General features: G+C 72.9%; 16 protein-coding genes. 9 read left to right on the forward strand and 7 right to left on the reverse strand.

The features are described from left to right. The first annotated feature begins 69 nt into the window (after positions 1-69). Positions 70-1,425 (forward strand): phosphoglucosamine mutase, encoded by a 1,356-nt coding sequence (gene glmM, locus MED15_RS26965; RefSeq protein WP_112584878.1) that lies wholly within the window; start codon positions 70-72, stop codon positions 1,423-1,425. Between the two features lie 18 nt (positions 1,426-1,443). On the opposite strand, the gene MED15_RS26970 is transcribed toward glmM, so the two are convergent. Together MED15_RS26970 and MED15_RS26975 are read right to left on the reverse strand one after the other, a co-directional pair. Further along, positions 1,444-2,190, reverse strand: a complete 747-nt coding sequence (locus MED15_RS26970) for an ABC transporter ATP-binding protein (RefSeq protein WP_112737271.1) — start codon at positions 2,188-2,190, stop codon at positions 1,444-1,446. 5 nt (positions 2,191-2,195) lie between these two features. Then, positions 2,196-5,021, reverse strand: coding sequence for an ABC transporter permease (locus MED15_RS26975; protein ID WP_167457743.1), 2,826 nt, complete (start codon positions 5,019-5,021; stop codon positions 2,196-2,198). Positions 5,022-5,094: 73 nt separating this feature from the next. Here MED15_RS26975 and MED15_RS26980 point away from each other — a divergent pair, with 73 nt between their 5' ends. Beyond that, positions 5,095-5,727: a PadR family transcriptional regulator gene (locus MED15_RS26980; protein ID WP_112584884.1), complete on the forward strand. Its 633-nt coding sequence runs from the start codon at positions 5,095-5,097 to the stop codon at positions 5,725-5,727. Here the strand turns inward: MED15_RS26980 and MED15_RS26985 are convergent. Beyond that, positions 5,693-6,850, reverse strand: coding sequence for a pyridoxal phosphate-dependent aminotransferase (locus MED15_RS26985; protein WP_244220610.1), 1,158 nt, complete (start codon positions 6,848-6,850; stop codon positions 5,693-5,695). The two genes, MED15_RS26980 and MED15_RS26985, sit on opposite strands and share 35 nt — an antisense overlap. A 79-nt stretch (positions 6,851-6,929) precedes the next feature. After that, positions 6,930-7,610, reverse strand: coding sequence for an MmpS family transport accessory protein (locus tag MED15_RS26990; RefSeq protein WP_167457744.1), 681 nt, complete (start codon positions 7,608-7,610; stop codon positions 6,930-6,932). 560 nt (positions 7,611-8,170) lie between these two features. On the opposite strand from MED15_RS26990, the gene glmS reads away from it, so the two are divergent. Continuing rightward, on the forward strand, positions 8,171-10,084 hold the full coding sequence (gene glmS, locus MED15_RS26995; RefSeq protein ID WP_091402308.1) for a glutamine--fructose-6-phosphate transaminase (isomerizing): 1,914 nt from the start codon (positions 8,171-8,173) through the stop codon (positions 10,082-10,084). Between the two features lie 3 nt (positions 10,085-10,087). Here glmS and MED15_RS27000 read toward each other — a convergent pair whose 3' ends face one another. Together MED15_RS27000 and MED15_RS27005 are read right to left on the reverse strand one after the other, a co-directional pair. Next, complete coding sequence (locus MED15_RS27000) at positions 10,088-11,680, reverse strand: alpha/beta hydrolase (RefSeq protein WP_112737279.1); 1,593 nt, start codon at positions 11,678-11,680, stop codon at positions 10,088-10,090. Then, the gene (locus tag MED15_RS27005) at positions 11,677-11,973 is read right to left on the reverse strand and encodes a hypothetical protein (RefSeq protein WP_112676914.1); all 297 of its coding nucleotides are present in this window, start codon (positions 11,971-11,973) and stop codon (positions 11,677-11,679) included. Before MED15_RS27005 ends, MED15_RS27000 begins: the two co-directional genes overlap by 4 nt. A gap of 174 nt (positions 11,974-12,147) precedes the next feature. Between MED15_RS27005 and MED15_RS27010 the strand changes: the two genes are divergently transcribed. The 6 genes from MED15_RS27010 to ung all read left to right on the forward strand — a co-directional run bounded on the left by MED15_RS27010 (position 12,148) and on the right by ung (position 17,596). Next, positions 12,148-12,516, forward strand: a complete 369-nt coding sequence (locus MED15_RS27010) for a holo-ACP synthase (protein WP_091403516.1) — start codon at positions 12,148-12,150, stop codon at positions 12,514-12,516. A 55-nt stretch (positions 12,517-12,571) separates the two neighbouring features. Continuing rightward, positions 12,572-14,041: an NAD(P)H-hydrate dehydratase gene (locus MED15_RS27015; RefSeq protein ID WP_112584894.1), complete on the forward strand. Its 1,470-nt coding sequence runs from the start codon at positions 12,572-12,574 to the stop codon at positions 14,039-14,041. 90 nt (positions 14,042-14,131) lie between these two features. Next, a complete protein-coding gene (gene alr, locus MED15_RS27020; protein ID WP_091402301.1) occupies positions 14,132-15,250 on the forward strand; it encodes an alanine racemase in 1,119 nt (372 codons plus the stop codon). After that, complete coding sequence (locus tag MED15_RS27025; RefSeq protein ID WP_112737281.1) at positions 15,247-16,326, forward strand: alpha/beta fold hydrolase; 1,080 nt, start codon at positions 15,247-15,249, stop codon at positions 16,324-16,326. The genes alr and MED15_RS27025 overlap by 4 nt, the downstream gene beginning before the upstream one ends. A 20-nt stretch (positions 16,327-16,346) precedes the next feature. Continuing rightward, positions 16,347-16,829: a tRNA (adenosine(37)-N6)-threonylcarbamoyltransferase complex ATPase subunit type 1 TsaE gene (tsaE, locus tag MED15_RS27030; RefSeq protein ID WP_112584898.1), complete on the forward strand. Its 483-nt coding sequence runs from the start codon at positions 16,347-16,349 to the stop codon at positions 16,827-16,829. A gap of 65 nt (positions 16,830-16,894) precedes the next feature. Continuing rightward, positions 16,895-17,596 carry a uracil-DNA glycosylase gene (ung, locus tag MED15_RS27035; RefSeq protein ID WP_112584899.1) on the forward strand — a complete coding sequence of 234 codons (702 nt, stop codon included), beginning with the start codon at positions 16,895-16,897 and terminating at the stop codon, positions 17,594-17,596. 26 nt (positions 17,597-17,622) lie between these two features. On the opposite strand, the gene MED15_RS27040 is transcribed toward ung, so the two are convergent. Continuing rightward, entirely contained in the window at positions 17,623-18,327 is a 705-nt protein-coding gene (locus tag MED15_RS27040) for a helix-turn-helix domain-containing protein (RefSeq protein WP_112737283.1), read from the reverse strand. Between the last annotated feature and the right edge of the window lie 211 nt (positions 18,328-18,538).

The following is an 18,538-nucleotide window of genomic DNA, read 5'->3' on the forward strand; positions in this document are numbered from 1 at the left end:
CCTCGGGGGAGGCGGGTCGGCCGTTCCGCTTTCTCCTCACTGGCAGTGCTCTCTCGGAGGTTGGCGGGTATGGGTCGGTTGTTCGGCACGGACGGCGTACGCGGGCGGGCGAACGCGGATCTCACCCCGGAATTGGCGCTGGCACTCGCGGTGGCCGCCGCACACACACTCGCCGAGACGGACCGCAGTCATCCGCCGCTCGCCGTCGTCGGCCGCGACACCCGCGCCAGCGGCGAGATGCTGGAGGCCGCAGTGGTCGCCGGGCTGACCAGTGCCGGCGCCAACGTGGTGCGGGTCGGCGTGCTGCCCACCCCGGCGGTGGCGTTCCTCACCGCAGAGGCCAAGGCCGACCTGGGTGTGATGCTTTCCGCATCGCACAACCCGATGCCGGACAACGGCATCAAGCTCTTCGCCGCCGGCGGCCACAAGTTGCCCGACGAGATCGAGATGCAGATCGAGGCGGCCGTCGAGACGAACGCCACCACCGCCTGGGACCGGCCGATCGGTGCCGGCGTCGGTCGGGTGCACGACCTGCTCGACGGTGCCGACCACTACGTCCAGCACCTGGTGGGCACCGTTCCGCATCGGCTCGACGGGATCAAGGTCGTGGTCGACTGCGCCAACGGCGCCGCCGCCGAGGTCGCCCCCGTCGCCTACCGGGAGGCCGGCGCGGAGGTCATCGCCATCCACGCGGAGCCCGACGGGCTGAACATCAACGACGACTGTGGTTCCAACCACATCGAGGCGCTGCGCGCCGCAGTGGTCGAGCACGGCGCCCACCTGGGCATCGCCCACGACGGCGACGCCGACCGCTGCCTGGCGGTCACCGCCGACGGCGACGAGGTGGACGGCGACCAGGTCATGGCGATCCTCGCGCTCGCCATGCGGGACGCCGGCACGCTCACCCAGGACACCCTGGTGGCCACCGTGATGAGCAACCTCGGGCTGCGGCTCGCGATGTCCGCGCAGGGCATCCGGCTGATCGAGACCAAGGTCGGCGACCGGTACGTGCTGGAGGAGCTGCGCGCGTCCGGGCTGGCGCTCGGCGGTGAGCAGAGCGGCCACATCGTGATGCCCGCGCACGCCACCACCGGCGACGGTGTGCTCACCGGCCTGCACCTGATGGCTCGGATGGCGGCCACCGGCCAGTCCCTCGCCGAGTTGGCTTCGGTGGTCACGAAGCTGCCCCAGGTGCTGATCAACGTGCCGGTCGGCGACCGGACCATCGGCGCTGCCGCACCCGCCGTACGCGCCGAGGTCGAACGGGCCGAGGCGGAGCTGGGCGAGACCGGTCGGGTGCTGCTGCGCCCGTCGGGCACCGAACCGCTGGTTCGGGTGATGGTCGAGGCGGCCACCGAGGCGACCGCCCGTGAGGTCGCCGAGCGGATCGCCGAGCTGGTCCGCACCGCGAGCCCGGTCGCCTGAGACCACCTCGGGGCGGCGTCACAACCGCAGTCGGGCTGCCCGCTCGTACGTGTCGGCGGGGTCCTCGCCGTCGGTGAGGTCGAGGTCCTCGGTGACACGTCCGTCGGTCAGTCTGACCAGTCGGTCGCAGCGGGCAGCGATGGCCTGTTCGTGGGTGGCGAGCAGGATGGTCATGCCGTGCCGTTCACGGAGGTCGAGCAGCAGGTCGAGGATCTGCCCGCCGGTGGTGGAGTCGAGGTTGCCGGTGGGTTCGTCGGCCAGCAGCAGGCCCGGTGCCCCCATCAGGGCGCGGGCGATGGCGACTCGTTGCTGCTGGCCACCGGAGAGCTGCGCGGGCAGGGCGCGCTCCCGCCCGGCCAGGCCGACCGCGTCGAGCAACTCGCGGGCTCGGGTCGCGTGATCGGCCCGACCCCGGCGGGGGAGGACCGGCGCGATCACGTTGTCCAGCACGGTGAGTGCGGGCAGCAGGTGGTAGCGCTGGAACACGAACCCGACCCGTTGCCGGTAGCGGGCCAGTGCGGCCCGACGTAGGTCGCTGACCACCACGTCGTCGACGGTCACGGTGCCCTCGTCGGACTGCTCGATCGCGCCGATGAGATGCAGCAGCGTCGACTTGGCCGACCCGCTCGGCCCGGTCAACGCCACCACCGAGCCGGCCGCGACGGTCAGGGACACGTCGTCGACAGCGGTCAGCTGGTCCGCGCCGGTGCCGAATCGCCGTGTCAGGTGGTCGACCGAGATCGCGCTGCCGCTCTGCTCGCTCATGACTGCTACTCCTCTGCCAGAAGTCGGGCGGGTCGTAGGCGCGGCAACAGGGCGGCGGGCACCAGCGCGGCGACGGCGCTGACCAGCGCGCCCGCCAGCGCGACCAGCGCGGCCACCAGGAGCAGCGCGCCGGGTAGGGCGCCGATCAGCCAACCCGCGCTGGCCAGGCCGACCGCCGCGCCGGTCGTCGAACCGGCGAGCCCCAGCGTCAGCCCCTCGTAGCCGACCAGCCGGCCGAGTTCGGCGTCGGTCCAGCCGATCGCCCGCAGGGTGGCCAACTCAGCGGCCCGGTCGCGGATGTTCAGGTAGAGCACGTCCGCCACCGCGGCGGCACCGAGCAGCACGGTGGCCGCAGCGGCCACGGTGTCCGCGCCGCGCACGCTCAGCGAGACCACGTCGCCGAGCAGACTGCCGACGATCGCGCCCCGGAACGCCCACGCGGCGGCGGTGACCAGCGTCAGCGCGGCCACTCCGATGGCCAGCGCGCCGGCGCCGAGGAACGTGCGCCCGGGGGTGCGGGCCAGATTCACCAGCGCCAACCCGAAGAGGGTGCGTGGCCGGCGTACCCAGCCGGCGGGAGCGACGATCGGGCGGAGGGCGGCGGCCGGGTGGGTGCGCGCGGCCCGCAGCGCCGGCACCAGGCCCGCGGCCACCGCGAGCAGCAGGGCGATGGGTACGGCCAGGGCGGACCGCCGCCAGTCGACGTCGATGCCGAGCGCGATCCCGAGCGGCACCGCGAGGGTCAGCGAGAGCAGACCGGCGATGAGCCCGAGCACTGCGACCTCGCCCAGGATCAGCGCCGCGATGCGGCGGACCGGCCAGCCGAGACAGGAGAGCACCGCCAGTTCTGAGCGCCGGTCCCGGACGGCGGCGCTGACCGCGTTGCCGAGGAAGAGGACGCAGACCACCAGCACCAGCACGAAGAGCACCAGGCTCTTACGGTCCACCGCCTGGGTGATGATCGAGGCCACGCCGAGTGCCGACCAGTTCTCGGTCAGTCGCAGCATCGGCCGGCCGAACGAGCCGGCCGGCAGCTCCACGGTCTGCGGCGCCCCCGACGAGCCGAGGGTGATGTCGACGTCCAGCCCGGTGCGTGCCGCGATCTGCTCGGCGACCAGTCGGACCCGCTCGGCCGACCGCTCGCTGTAGCCGTCCACGTCGGCCACCCGTACCCGGATCGCGCTGATCGGGGCCTTGGCCTGTGGCCCGCCGCCACCCTCCAGGATCTTCGGCACGCTGCCGAGGTTGGTGAGGAGCAGCGGCGGCGCCGAGAGGTAGCCGGCGGGGTTGCCGCTGGGCGCCAGCGGTTGACCGCCCAGCGCTGCCCGGCTGCGGTCGTCGGCACCCTCTGCCGTCGGCGCCTGGTAGGTCTCCAGCGGCAGTTGGCCGAGGTCACTGAACCCGGCCAGCCGGCCAGGATCGAAGACGCCGACGGCCCGCCAGAAACGATTGGCGGTGTTGGCGCCCACTGGTAGCGGCAGCGCCCGTATCGATCGGGAACCGATGTCGTCGGCGAGCCAGGGTCGGGGCAGCGGGTTGAACGCCTCCATCTTGCCGTACACCTCGGGGTCGCCGGGCGGTTGCTGGCGGGCCCGCAGGCTGCCGTCGGGCAGATGGTCGTACTGCACCTCGGCCGACTGCACGACCGTCTGAAGTTGGCCGTGGCAGCACCCGGCCAGGGAAAGCTCCTCGGTGAGCATCGCCTGGTGCCCGGCGGTGAGGTCGTACCGACCGGACCCGGCGGGAGTCCCCCCGGGGCGGCTCAACGTCTTCTCCAGGTCGATCGCCTCCACCCCTGCGGGGCTGATCGCGAGCCGGGTGAACCTGGCCGCCAGCGACTCGTCGATGAAGGGTCGGTTGGTGACGAGGACCGGGACCTCGTGGTTGTCCGCTGAACCCCGGGGGTTGACGGCGACCTTGTCGTCAGTGCGGACGGCCCGACCGGTGACTACGGCATCGTCGAGTCCGACGAGTTGTTCCTCGGCCGCCGGGTCCACCGCCGCCAGGAGGAACGGCACGGTCAGGTCGTACGCCATCACCAGCCGGTCGGTGGGTGTGGCGGACCCGTCCCGGTCGGTCGCGAGGATGTAGGAGTCGGCTTGGAACCGGCCGTCGGGCAGCAGTTGGACGGCGTGCAGGGACCAGTCCTCGCGCTCGGAGTAGGTGCCCGGGTTGCCCAGCAGCGCGTATCCCGGATCGCAGATGGGCAGGCTGCGCCCGTCCGGCTGTACCTCGCGGGGGGTCGGCCCGCAGGTGTCCGACCAGGAGTAGGACCGCCCATCGGAGTACGGCACGGCGTCGCTGTCGGTTTCCCAGTCGATCCGGGGGTAGATCAACGGCTTCTTGGTCACGTAGACGTACCGGGGTTTGCCCGATGCGCTGGAGAGGTCGCGTTCGGCGTGGAAGGTCGGATCGACCCGAATGACCTGCTGGTCCAGCGAGCGGTCGACGGCGTCGGTGAGGTCGAGCGGCGTCGGTAGCAGGGTGGTGGAATAGCCGAGCATCGCGATCGGGGCCGCCACCTCGACGCCGGGGACTGTGGTCACCTGCTCGTACTGCTGGGAGGTGATGCCGCCGAAGAGCCCGGAGAGATAGTTGGGGCGGACCAGCCCGCGCTCGGCTTCCAGTGGCGTGCGCGTCCCCTTCGGACGGACCAGGATCTCGTAGGCGACCTGGGTGTTGCGCTCGACAGTGCCGGTGACGTCCAGACGAGAGGTGGTGGTGGCGCCGGTCAGGACCACGAAGCCGGTGGTGGCCACCAGCACGCCGACCAGCAGCGCCACCGACCGCCCCGCACGGCCGCGCAGCTGTCTCCAGATGAAGCCGAGCATCGCGCCTCCCCGTGTGCTGGCTCCCACTCTGCGCGATACATTGTGACAATGCAAGACCCGTACCGGAGGTGACATGGCGATCCAGCACGCTGTCCTCGCCCTGCTCGCTGGTGGCCCCAGCCACGGCTACCAGCTCAAGGGCGCGTTCGAGGCCGCCGTCGGCCCGCAGTGGGGGCCGCTGAACATCGGCCACCTCTACCAGATCCTCGACCGGCTCTCCCGGGACGACCTGGTGGTCGCCGAACGGCAGCCACAGCCGATCAAGCCGGATCGGGTGGTCTACGAGATCACCCCGGCCGGCCGCGCGGAGTTGGCGCGGTGGCTGGCCGAGCCGAGCCCGCGCAGCGGCGGATTCCGGGACGACTTCTTCCTCAAGGTCACCGCCGCCGCCCGGTCAGGCTCTGCGGCCACGGTTCGCGCGGTGCTGAGCAACCAGCGTGGGCACCTGCTGCGCGAGCTGCGCAATCTGGACGGCCTGCGGCGGGCTGCCGAGGACCCGGTGGTCGGGTTGCTGCTCACCGCGGCCAGCCGGCACGTGACAGCGGACCTGTCCTTCGTGGACGACGCCGAGGCGGTGCTGCTCGGTGACGAGGGCCAACTGCTCACCCGACTCGCGGCGTCGACGGCGGATCAGTCAGCGACCGGTCCGGGGGCGACCGGCTCCGGGCGGGTCAGCGACTCCGGCCCAGAGCGTGCAGCCGGGTGACCGCCTCGGTCAGCACCTCCGGGCGCTTGCAGAAGGCGAACCGGACCAGCCGCCGGCCCGCGTCGGTGTCGTCGTAGAAGACCTGGGTGGGCACCGCCACCACACCGCAGCGCTCCGGCAACGAGCGGCAGAACTCGACCCCGTCCCGGCCGCCGAGGGCCGTGATGTCGGCGGTGACGAAGTACGTCCCCTCGGAGTCGAGCACCTCGAACCCGGCGTCGGTCAGACCTCCCACGAGCTGGTCACGCCGCTGCTGGAGACCGTCCCGGAAACCGGTGTAGTAGTTGTCCGGCAGGGCCAGCGCCACGGCCACCGCCGGTTGCAGCGGCGCGGCGTTGACATAGGTGAGGAACTGCTTGACCCGGAGCACCGCCGAGACCAGCGCCGCCGGGCCGCTCGCCCAGCCGACCTTCCACCCCGTGCAGGAGAACGTCTTGCCGGCCGACGAGATGCGCAGCGTCCGCTCCCGCATCCCGGGCAGGCTGGCCAGCGGCACGTGCGGGCTCGCCGCGTCGGTGAAGACCAGGTGCTCGTACACCTCGTCGGTGACCGCGTACGCGCCGAACTTCTGGCACAACTCGGCGACCTGCGCCAACTCGGCCGGGGTGAAGACCTTGCCGGTCGGATTGTGCGGCGAGTTCAGCAGCACCAGCCGGGTGCGTGGGCCGAACGCCGCACGCAGTGCCGCCGGGTCGAAGGCGTACCGGCCGTCGGCCGTGGGGCGCAGCGTCACCGGCCGGCGGACCGCGCCGGCCAGCGCGATCGAGGCGGCGTACGAGTCGTAGTACGGCTCGAAGCAGACCACCTCGTCACCCTGCTCGCAGAGCGCGAGGATGCTCGCCGCGACCGCCTCCGTCGCACCCGCCGTGATCACGATCTCGCTGTCCGGGTCGTACGCCAGGTCGTAGAACCGCCGCTGATGCGCCGCGACGGCCGCGCGCAGGGCGGGGATCCCCGGGCCGGGCGGGTACTGGTTCTGCCCGCCGCGCAACGCCTCGGCGGCGGCGGCCAGCATCTCCGGCGGGCCGTCGGTGTCGGGAAAGCCCTGGCCGAGGTTGACCGCGCCGGTGCGTACGGCGAGGGCGGACATCTCGGCGAAGATCGTCGTGCCGAACGGCCGCATCCGGGCCACCAGCGGGTCGACATCGGTGCTCGTCGTCACCTGCGCCAGCCTACGGCCATACCCGGCTCGGACCCCAGCCTCACTCTGGCCCGCAACTGGTCGACCAGTACCCCCGGGTCTTGTTGACGACCGGCTTGCCGGCTCCGGTGACCGTGACGGTGCAGTCGAGTGGTCTCTCGCCCTCATCGTCGGCCCATCTGGCCTCCACCATCACCCTGGTCTTGCCGTTGGTGCGGATGGTGGTCCGCCAGGGCAGCTTCTGACCGTCGACGTGGATGAGGTCACTCTCGGCGTCGAAGTACGCGAGGTCGACGACACCCGACCCGCTGAGCTCGTAGACCACAGTGACGGGTGCCGGTCCTGAGGTCGGTCGGGTGATCGGCTTCTTGCTGGGGGTCGGAGACGCGGTGGGCGGCTGCGGTGCGGTGGGTCGCTCCGGGATGATCGGCCCAGTGGTGGGCTCCGTCCAGCCGTCGTCGTCGGGGACTACCCACGGCTCCTCAGCGATCGGGTCCGAGTTGGTTGGGTCGAGCCACAGGCCACCCACGCAGAGGCAGCCACACACGAGCAGGACGAGTACCACGACGGCCGCGACGACGATCCCGACGATCCGCCCGCTGCTCGTGGCCGGCTTGCCGGGGACTGGCGGATACCCGGGGTAGGCGTACGGCGGCGGATAGCCGGGTGGCGGCCAGCCGGTGCCGGGCGGCGGATAGCCGGGCGGCGCCCAGCCAGCGGCCGGCGGCTGCTGGTAGGGCATCGGCCACCCCGCTGGCGGTGGCGATCCGGCCGACGGCGGGCCTGACGCGTCGGGCGACCACGGGGGCGTCTGCGGGTCGGGCGTCCACGGCGTCGGGGACGGTTGTGGCGTCCACTGGGTGGCGGGCGGAGACGGCGCCCACGGCGCGGCCGGCGGGGGTGGTGACCAGGGGGCCTGCGGCGCCCACGGCTGGCCTGGAGCCAGCGGGTCGGAGGCCGGAAACGGAGCCGAGGACGGCGGCGCCGTCGGATCCGGCGGGGGTGTGGGGGAGGCCGGGTCCGGAGCGGATGAGGGGGTCGGGTCGGGCGACGGCGCGTCGGACATGGCTGCTCCGGGCAGGAGTGGGTATGGGACGAACGGGCCGTGGACGGGAGCGCCAAACCCGCCGAGAGACTGTCGCACCCGAAGGCGCGTCGCAACCCCGCCCTCCACAGCGGGCGCGAACGAGCTGTGACGCTCGTCCCGTTGTGGCCGCGCAGGCCCTGATCGCTCAGATTCCGTGATTGATAACCCGACTTTCGAGCAACCAACATGAGTGAAACTGGGTTAGGCTGCGGGCCATGTGTGGAATCGTGGGATACGCGGGCGCGCGCCCCGCACTCGGCATCGTCCTCGACGGGCTGCGGCGGCTGGAATACCGTGGCTACGACTCGGCAGGCGTCGCGATCGTCTGCGCCGATCAGCTGCTGACCGAGAAGAAGGCCGGCAAGCTGGCCAACCTGGAAAAGGTGCTGTCCGAGCGGGCCGCCGACGACCCGACCTCCTGCGCGGCCAGCCCGATCGGCATCGGTGACGGCACCACCGGCATCGGGCACACCCGGTGGGCCACCCACGGCGGCCCGACCGACCGCAACGCCCACCCACACGTCGCCCCCGACGGGCGGGTCGCGGTGATCCACAACGGCATCATCGAGAACTTCGCCAAGCTCCGCGCCGAGCTGGAGGCCGACGGCGTCCAGTTCACCAGCGACACCGACACCGAGTGCGCCGCACACCTGCTCGCCGCCGCGCTGGCCGACCTGCGCGCCGCCGGCCAGCCGGACAGCCCGCAACTGCTCGCCGCCGGCATGCGCGTGGTCTGCCAGCGACTGGAGGGCGCGTTCACCCTGCTCGCGGTGGACGCCGCCGTGCCCGGTGCGGTCGTCGGCGCCCGGCGCAACTCGCCGCTGGTGGTCGGCCGGGGCGACGGGGAGAACTACCTGGCCAGCGACGTGGCCGCGTTCATCGAGCACACCCGGGAAGCGGTCGAGCTGGGCCAGGACCAGATCGTGCTGATCACCGGTGACAGCATCGAGATCACCGACTTCGAGGGCCAGCCCGCCGCCGGCAAGGACTTCCACATCGACTGGGACTCCTCGGCCGCGGAGAAGGGCGGCTACGACTGGTTCATGCTCAAGGAAATCGAGGAGCAGCCGCAGGCCATCGCCGACACGCTGCTGGGCCGGCTTACCGAGAGCGGTGAGATCGCCCTCGACGAGGTCCGCCTCAGCGACCAGGATCTGCGCGACGTCGACAAGATCTTCATCGTGGCCTGCGGCACGGCGTACCACGCCGGCATGGTCGCCAAGTACGCCATCGAGCACTGGACCCGGATCCCGTGCGAGGTGGAGCTGGCCAGCGAGTTCCGCTACCGCGACCCGGTGCTCGACCGGTCCACGCTTATCGTGGTCATCTCGCAGTCCGGCGAGACGATGGACACCCTGATGGCGCTGCGCCACGCCAAGGAGCAGAAGGCCCGGGTGCTGGCGATCTGCAACACCAACGGCTCGACCATCCCCCGGGAGTCCGACGCCGTGCTCTACACCCACGGCGGGCCGGAGATCGCCGTCGCCTCCACCAAGGCGTTCCTCACCCAGGTCGTCGCCTGCTACCTGATCGGCCTGCACCTGGCCCAGGTGCGCGGGATCAAGTTCGCGGACGAGGTGGGCGCGGTGGTCGCGCAGTTGCAGGAGATTCCCGGCAAGCTCCGTGAGCTGCTCGACCGGATCGAGCCCGTCCGCGAGCTGGCCCGGGACCTCAAGTCCGAGCCGACAGTGCTGTTCATCGGCCGACACGTCGGCTACCCGGTGGCCCTGGAGGGCGCGCTGAAGCTCAAGGAGCTGGCGTACATGCACGCCGAGGGCTTCGCCGCCGGCGAGCTGAAGCACGGCCCGATCGCCCTGATCGACAAGGGCACCCCGGTGATCTGCGTGGTGCCCTCGCCGGTGGGCCGGGGCATGCTGCACGACAAGGTCGTCTCCAACATCCAGGAGGTCCGGGCGCGGGGCGCGCGGACCATCGTGATCGCGGAGGAGGGCGACGAGGCGGTCGTCCGGTACGCCGACCACCTGATCTACGTGCCGCGTACGCCCACCCTGCTGGCCCCGCTCGTCACCACGGTGCCGTTGCAGGTGCTCGCCGCCGAGATCGCCGCCGCCCGGGGGCACGACGTGGACCAGCCCCGCAACCTGGCCAAGTCGGTCACCGTCGAGTAAGCCTCAGCGGCCCAGCACGACCCGGGCCATCCCGTCCAGCGCGGGATTGCCCGGGTCCCAGTAACCGGTGTGCCCGCCTCGCCCACTGCCGAAGACCCGACCGCCGAACCCGGGATCCGACGGGTCGTGCCCGAACCACAGTTCGTGCCCGGTCTGGCCCGGCCAGCCCAGCACGGCGGCCAGCGGAGCCGTACGCAGCAGGACCCGTCGGCCCAGCTCCTCCGGCGACCGGGCCGCCCGGATCACGTCGTCGGGGGCGCTGCTCGCCCAGACCTCCCCGGATGGCACGCCCAGCTCGGTGGCGTGCGACGCGCCGACACCGGGGGAGCCGACGAAGACCAGCGCGTCAGCGGCCAGGCCGTGCTCCCGGGCGGCCACCCCCACCACCAGCGACCCGTAGCTGTGCCCGAGCACCGTCTGCCGGGCCGGCGGCCCGTCGTGGCTGACGCGCAGCCCATCCTGGAAGCGGTGCAACGCCGGGCCGGCGTCCCGGGCCTGACCCGCCGAGGCCGCCTCGGTCAGCAGATCCGGAGCGTCGTAGTCCAACCAGAGCACCGCCGCGCTGCGCTCATCCGGGGCGAGCGCGGCGCACCGCTCCAGCACCCGGGCCGCCCTGCCCAGCTCGCCGGAGGCGTCGTCCAGACCGGCGGTCATCCCCGGCACGTAGGTCAGCACCCGGTCGGCGTGGTCCGGGTCGCCGAGCGCCACCACCGCCCGGCCCTCACCCGCCGGATCCAACCCGAGCAGGTACGCCCGCGGCGCCTCGCCGGCCGTCAGCCGCGCGACCAGCGCGTCCAGACCGGCCAGCCGTCCGGCCACCCCGCGCAACCGGATCAACGCGAGCGGCCCGGACGGCACCCGGGACAGCAGCCGTTGCCGCTCGGCCAGCAGTTCCGTACGCCAGGCGTCGAGCCGTAACCGGTTGGCCTGGTCGCGGGCGGCCACCGGCAGCCCGTCCAACCGGCCGACCATCGCCGGCTCGCGCGCGATCAGCCACCGTCGCTGCGCCGGGGTCAACCCGGACCACCAGGCGCTGACCAGCGCGGGCGCGGCACCGAGGGCCGGTCGGCCCGGCGGGGGCGGGGACGCCCAACCGGTGCCGGCGGCTCTGGCCAAGTCATCCAACCGGTCGGCGGCGGCCCGGTCCGCGGCGGCTGCCCCGTCGAGCGCGGCCCGCAGGGCCGCGGCCACTCCGGCCGCAGCGACCCCGGCCCGCTCGGTGGGACGAAACCGGGCGGGATCGACCCGCACCCCACCCGAGCGGTCCACCAGCAGGCCGGCCGCCTCGGCCTGGGCGACCGCCTGGGAGAGCCGCGCCTTCGCCACCGCCAGCCCACCGGCCAACTCGGCCAGCACCTGGTCGACCTCGATCAGCGCGGGTGCGATCGAGGTCAGCTCGTCACGCAGACCGCTGAGTCGAGTGTCCGCCGCCGTGGCTGCCGCACCCGACCAACCGCCCCGCAACCGCCCGGTGGCCGTGCGAAGCTCGCCGAGGTGCCGATCGAGTGGCCCGGCCAACCCCGCCCACGCCGCCCCGGCGGCCCGCCACCCGCCGGGATCGACAGCCCACAGCTGTCGGTAACCGACGCTGCTCACCGGGGTAGGGAGGCGAACCGGCCGGCGGCCCGGTCGTCCACCGTCTCGTACGCCTCGGCCGCCGCCCGGACCCCGCCGGAGGTCGCCGCGACCCGGGCACCCAGCCGGCAGAACCAGGCGTGCCCCGCCGCCTCCAACCCGGCCAGCGCCGCGCCGGCTCGCCACTCGGGCGCCGCCACCACCAGCCCGGGCAACCCCGCGAGGCCCAACGCCAACCGGCGTGCCTCGTCGTCGAGCAGGACGGCGACCGCCCGCAACTCCTCCGGCTGGACGGCGAACGGCTCGTCGGTCATGACCACACCCCCGTGGACGATCGGCATCGACGCGCTGACGCTAGGCACGTACCGGAGGTCGCGCGGTGCCCTGTGGACAGCCGACGTCGAGGCGTACCCCGGGGTGTCCACAGGCGTTGCCCAGCGCGAGCCCGACGGCTAATCTGCGGCCTCGACCGCCGGTAGGGTGGTGTGGTGATCGTCGCTGTCGGCATCGACGTCGTCCTGGTCGACCGGTTCGCCCGGGCCCTGGCACGGACGCCGCTGCTCGCCGACCGGCTCTTCACCGAGGCCGAGCGGCACACCCGCTCCGGCAGCCCGCGCTCGCCCGAGTCGCTCGCCGCCCGGTTCGCCGCCAAGGAGGCGGTGGCCAAGGCGCTCGGCGCCCCGGCCGGGCTCAACTGGCACGACTGCGAGATCGTGCCCGACCCGGATGGCCGCCCCTGGCTGGCCGTCTCCGGCACGGTCGCGGCGGTGGCCGACGCACGCGGGGTCAACCACTGGCACCTCTCGTTGTCGCACGACGGCGGGATCGCGTCGGCGATGGTGGTCGCGGAACGATGACGTCGGCCGGGAGGGCCGGTCAGGTCCGCCCGCGAACGGAATGGGACACGGTGGCATGAGAGCGGTGTGGCGGGTGGCCGACGTACGGGCGGCCGAGGCGGGGTTGATGGGCACGCTGCCGGAGGGGACGCTGATGCAGCGGGCCGCCGCCGGCCTGGCCCGCCGCGCTGCGTTCCTGCTCGCCGAGCGGGGCGGAGTCTACGGAGGCCGGGTGCTGCTGCTGGTCGGCTCCGGTGACAACGGCGGCGACGCGCTGTACGCGGGGGAGCGGTTGGCCCGCCGAGGTGTCCAGGTGTCCGCCCTGCTGCTCACCCCCGGGCGGGCGCACGCCGCCGGCCTGGCCGCGCTACGAGCCGCTGGCGGCCGGGTGGTGCCGAATCCGGCCGGCCCGGTTGATCTGGTCCTCGACGGCATCGTCGGCATCGGTGGCACCGGCGGGCTGCGGGCGAACGCGGACGAGGTGGTCCAGCGCCTCGGCGAGCTGCGCGGACGCGACGGGGAACGGGCCACCGTGCTGGCGGTCGACGTGCCCAGCGGGGTCGCGGTCGACACCGGCAATGTGCCGCTGTCCGCGTCCGGCCGGCCCACAGCGGTTCGCGCCGACGTGACGGTGGCCTTCGGCGCGCTGAAGCCCGCCCTGGTGGTCGGGCCGGCCGCCGCGATGGCCGGGCACGTCGAGCTGGTTGACATCGGGCTGCGGCCGTGGCTGCGCGGCACCCCGGCGCTGCGGGTCACCGAGTGGTCCGACCTGGTCGACTGGTGGCCCCAGCTGGGCCCGGCGTCGGAGAAGTACACCCGGGGCGTGGTGGGGGTGGCGACCGGCTCGGCGACCTATCCCGGTGCGGCGGTGCTCTCCGTGGGCGGCGCCCTGGCCGGGCCGACCGGCCTGGTCCGCTACGCCGGCAGCGCCCGCGCCGAGGTGCTGCACCAGCACCCGTCGGTGATCGCCAGCGGGCGGGTCGCCGACGCGGGCCGGGTGCAGGCCTGGGTCTGCGGCTCCGGGCTGGGCACCGGTGCCGACGCGGCGGCCGAGCTGCGCGCCGTACTGGCCGCCCCGGTGCCGGTGGTGCTCGACGCCGACGCCCTGACCCTGCTCGTGGACGGCTCGCTCGCCGACCGGCTGCGGGGTCGCGACGCGCCCATCGTGGTCACCCCGCACGACCGCGAGTTCACCCGTCTCTGCGGTGAGGAGCCGGGCGCCGACCGGGTCGGCGCCGCGCTGCGGCTGGCCGCCTGGATGAACGCGGTGGTGCTGCTCAAGGGCGATCGCACTGTGATCGGCACGCCGGACGGTCGGGCGTACGTCAACCCGACCGGCACCCCGGCGCTGGCCACCGGCGGCACCGGCGACGTGTTGGCCGGGCTGCTCGGCTCGCTGCTGGCGGCCGGGGTACCCGCCGATCGGGCCGCCGCCTCGGCCGCGTACCTGCACGGGCTCGCCGGGCGGGAGGCGGCCCGGGGTGGGCCGGTGACCGCGCCCGACGTGGCGACCGCGCTGCGCCCGGTGCTGGCCCGGCTGGGCTGAACGCTGCGGTTCCGGGTGCGGTGACCGGATCGCCGCGTCGGGACGTGCGTCGCCGCCCGCGGTGATCACGGCGGAAAGTAGGCTGGGTGCATGTGGCAGGCCGAGGTACGCGTCGATCTTGACGCCATCCGCGAGAACGTGAGCAGGCTCCGCTCCGGCACCACCGCCGAGTTGATGGCAGTGGTGAAGGCCGACGGGTACGGCCACGGCATGCTTCCAGCCGCCCGCGCGGCGCTCGACGCCGGCGCTGACTGGCTCGGTGTCTGCACCCTCGACGAGGCGCTCACCCTGCGGCGGGCCGGGGTGACAGTGCCGGTGCTGGCCTGGCTGCTCGCCCCCGGGTTGCCGCTGCACGAGGGGGTCACCGCCGGGGTGGACCTGGGCGCGGCCAGCCTGGCGCAACTGGACGAGATGATCGAGGCGAGTCGCCTCGCCGGGCGTCCCGCCCGCCTGCACCTCAAGATCGATACGGGGCTGTCCCGGGGCGGTGCGACAGTCGCCGACTGGCCCGCGCTGCTGGACGCCGCTGCGAAGGCCCAGGCCGACGGCCTGGTCGAGGTGGTCGGCGTGTGGAGCCACTTCGTGTACGCGGACTCGCCCGGCCACCCCACCACCGACCGCCAACTGGCCGTCTTCCACGAAGGGCTGGCCATGGTCGAGCGGGCCGGGCTGCGACCGCGCTGGCGGCACCTCGCCAACTCGGCCGCCACCCTCACCCGCCCGGACACCCACTTCGACCTGGTCCGCCCCGGCCTGGCCATCTACGGGCTGTCCCCGGTGGCCGGCGAGACGTACGGGTTGCGGCCGGCGATGACCGCCCGCGCCCGGGTGATGCTCACCAAGCGGGTGCCGGCCGGCACCGGTATCTCCTACGGGCACGCCTACACCACGGAAGCCGACGCGAACCTGGCCGTGGTGCCGCTCGGGTACGCCGACGGGGTTCCCCGGCACGCGTCCAACACCGGCCCGGTGCAACTCGGCGGCGTACGCCGGACGATCTCCGGGCGGGTCTGCATGGACCAGTTCGTGCTCGACTGCGGCGACGACCCGGTGGCCGACGGCGACGTGGCGACGCTCTTCGGCAGCGGCGTCGACGGCGAACCGACAGCTGACGACTGGGCCGAGGCGGTCGGCACGATCAACTACGAGATCGTCACCCGGTTCGGCGGCACGCGGGTGCCCCGGGTCTACGACGGCGAGAAACCATGAGTTACCGCATTCCGCGTCCGCGGACGGCCGCGGGCCGGGTCGCCGGGATCGTCGGCGCGGCGGTGGGGGTGGCCGCGGCGGGTCTGGCGGCCGGCGTCGCGACCGAACGGACCCTGGTCCGCCGGCTCAAGGCCGACCCGGCCGACCGCTACGCGCACGAGACGTTCGACCAGCAGCGGTACGACGAGGCGTTCCGCCTGGAGCTGCCGGACGGCACCGACATCCACGTCGAGGTGGTCGAGCCGACCCGGCCGGTGCCGGGGCGACCGACGGTGGTGCTGGTGCACGGCTTCTGCCTGGACATGGGGACGTTCCACTTTCAGCGCCAGATGCTCGCCGCCCGCGGTGACTACCGGATCGTGGCGTACGACCAGCCCGGTCACGGCCGGTCCGGCCGACTGGAGACCGGCGAGTACGACCTCGCGGTGCTCGGCCGGACGCTGCGCCAGGTGATCGACCGGACCGCCCCGGACGGGCCGCTGGTGCTTGTCGGCCACTCGATGGGCGGCATGACCATCATGGCGTTCGCCGAGCTGTTTCCGGAGCTGTTCGGTGACCGGGTGGTGGGCACCGTTCTGATGGCCACGTCGGGCGGGCTCATCGCGGAGACCAAGCTGGTCGCGCCCGCGCTGCTCGGCCGGGTCGGTGGCCCGGTGCTCTACATGGTCAGCAACGCCACCCGGTACGGCGGGCCGGTGATCGACAAGGCCCGCAAGTCGACGTCGAACGTGGCCTGGTTACTGACCCGCAAGTACGGCTTCGGTACCCGCAAGCCCAGCCCGTCGCTGGTGTCCTACGTGGAGACGATGAACTCCCGGACATCGGCTGACACGGTGACCCGCTACCTGCGGACCCTGGCCACCCACTCGCGCTTCCCGGCGCTGGCGGCGCTGGCGGCGACTCCGGTGCTGGTGGTGGTCGGCGACAAGGACATGATCACCCCGGTGACCCACTCCGAGGAGATCGTCCGCCGGTTGCCACACGCCGAGTTCGTGAAGATCAAGGACAGCGGTCACGTGGTGATGTTGGAGCACGCGGACGAGGTCAACGCCGCCCTGGCGCGGTTCCTGGAGTAATTGCAGAGCGTGGAGGAACGGTGAGTCACGTCGTCAAGCTGCCGACCGTCGAGGACACTCGGGACTTCGGCCGGCGGCTGGCCGGGCTGCTGCGCGCCGGCGACCTGGTGCTGTTGACCGGCCCGTTGGGCGCCGGCAAGACCGCACTCACCCAGGGCATCGGCGCCGGGCTCGGTGTCCTCGGGGACATCACCTCGCCGACCTTCGTGATCGCCCGGGTGCACCGCCCCGATCCGGCCCGGGGCGGCCGGGTGGCGCTGGTGCACGCCGACGCGTACCGGTTGGGTGACGCCACCGACCCGCGCGCCGAGATCGACGACCTGGACCTCGACGCGTCGGTGGACGACTCGGTGACCGTGGTGGAGTGGGGTGAGGGCCTGGTGGAGCAGTTGGTGGACGCGCACCTGCGGGTTCGCATCGACCGCCGCGACGACGACACCCGCATCGTCGAGCTGGACCCGATCGGCGGCGACTGGGCCCGGCGGCTCGCCGACCTGGGCTAGGTCGGTGGCTGTCGTACCCGGTGCCTAGAGTGCGGGGGACCGACCCGCGCTGTGAGAGGTTCCCGATGCCCGACGACGCTCCCGCCCTGGATCTGCTGGCTCTGCTGCCGGAGCAGTGGCGCACCGTGCTCACCCCGCACCTCGACCCGGCACGCACCGCCGCGCTGGGCGAGTTCGTCGCCCGGGAATACGCGACGCAGACGGTCTTCCCGCCGCTGGAGGATCTGTTCTCGGCATACCGGCTCTGCCCGCCGCAGGGCACCCGGGTGCTCATCCTCGGGCAGGATCCCTACCACCGGGCTGGGCAGGCACACGGGTTGAGCTTCAGCGTCCGCGACGGTGTGACGGTGCCGCCGTCGTTGCGGAATGTCTTCAAGGAGCTGGGCGAGGACGTGGGCGTCCCCAAGCCGCGCAGCGGCAACCTCGACGGGTGGGCCGCCCAGGGGGTGCTGCTGCTCAACGCCGTGCTGACCGTCCGGCAGGCCACCCCGGGCTCGCACGCCAACGCCGGCTGGGAAGAGTTCACCGACGCGACCATCCGGGCACTGGACGCGGCACCGGAGCGGGTGGTCTTCCTGCTCTGGGGTGGCTACGCCCGCAAGAAGGCCGCGCTGGTCACCAACCCCCAGCACGTGGTGCTGGAGGCCGGTCACCCCAGCCCGATGAACCCGCGCGGCTTCCTTGGTAGCCGCCCGTTCAGCGCCGCCAACAAGGCACTCGCCGACGCCGGCCTGCCCACCATCGACTGGGAGCGCACCGCCGGCTGAGCCGGCACTCGGAACCGGCAGTTGGCTCAGCTGTCGCTGGCCAACTGCCGGTTCCGGTAGCGGCGTAACAGTTCGGCGGCGTGCGGCTCGCTCAGCTCCAGCTCGACAAGCGGCACCACCTGGTAAGTTCGCCCGCCGTGGCGCACCTCGATCGTCTCGGGCAGCTCGTCGCACATCGTGGCTCTGATCTCCCCGTACCGGGTCGACCACCGGTGTTCGCCCGGTTCCTCGGGCTCCAACCACACCCCGCCGAACTCACCCCAGCGGGCGTTCCACCGCTGCCCGTAGTTCGTCTCCAGCCAGCGGGTGAACGGTTTGGAGTCCTGCCAGCGCAGGGCGATCTCCAGCGCGTCGACCGGCACCGGCGCGCCCTGCAACAGCGCCGCGGTGCTCCCGGTGATCGCCTGCGGAAAGTCGGTGAGCCGGTCCAGCAGCTCATCCAGGCCAAGCTCGTCGATCCGCTCGGCGATCGGCCGGCCGGCCAGGTCGTCGATCCGGGCGTCGAGGTGCGCGTCGAGCGGCTCGACCCCGATGACCAACTGCACGTCCATCGCGGCAAGCAACCGCTCCAGCATGGCGATGCTGGGCCCTCGGCCGCCGCCTTCGATCCGGGCGACCGTTGCCTGGCTGACTCCGGCCAACTCGGCCAGCTCGCATTGGCTCAGCTCGCGCGACTGTCGTTGCTCACGGATGGCAGTGCCGAGGAGGCCGGCGAGACGAGTGGGTGGCATTCCGGGATGGTGGACCACGCCGGCCGTCGCCGAAACCGCTGAGGCGTATTCACGACTGGACGGCCGTCGCCTGCTACACAGACCTGCGGCTGACGCGTCACCGGCGACCAGGGCCGTTCCCTGATGAGCGGTATACCTGTGAGTCATATTTATGACTCACAGGTATACCGCTCACTGGGGGATGCGGCCCGTCGCCCCCGCCGGCCTGGCC

It is taken from the genome of Micromonospora noduli (assembly GCF_003264475.1).
Lineage (GTDB): Bacteria > Actinomycetota > Actinomycetes > Mycobacteriales > Micromonosporaceae > Micromonospora > Micromonospora noduli.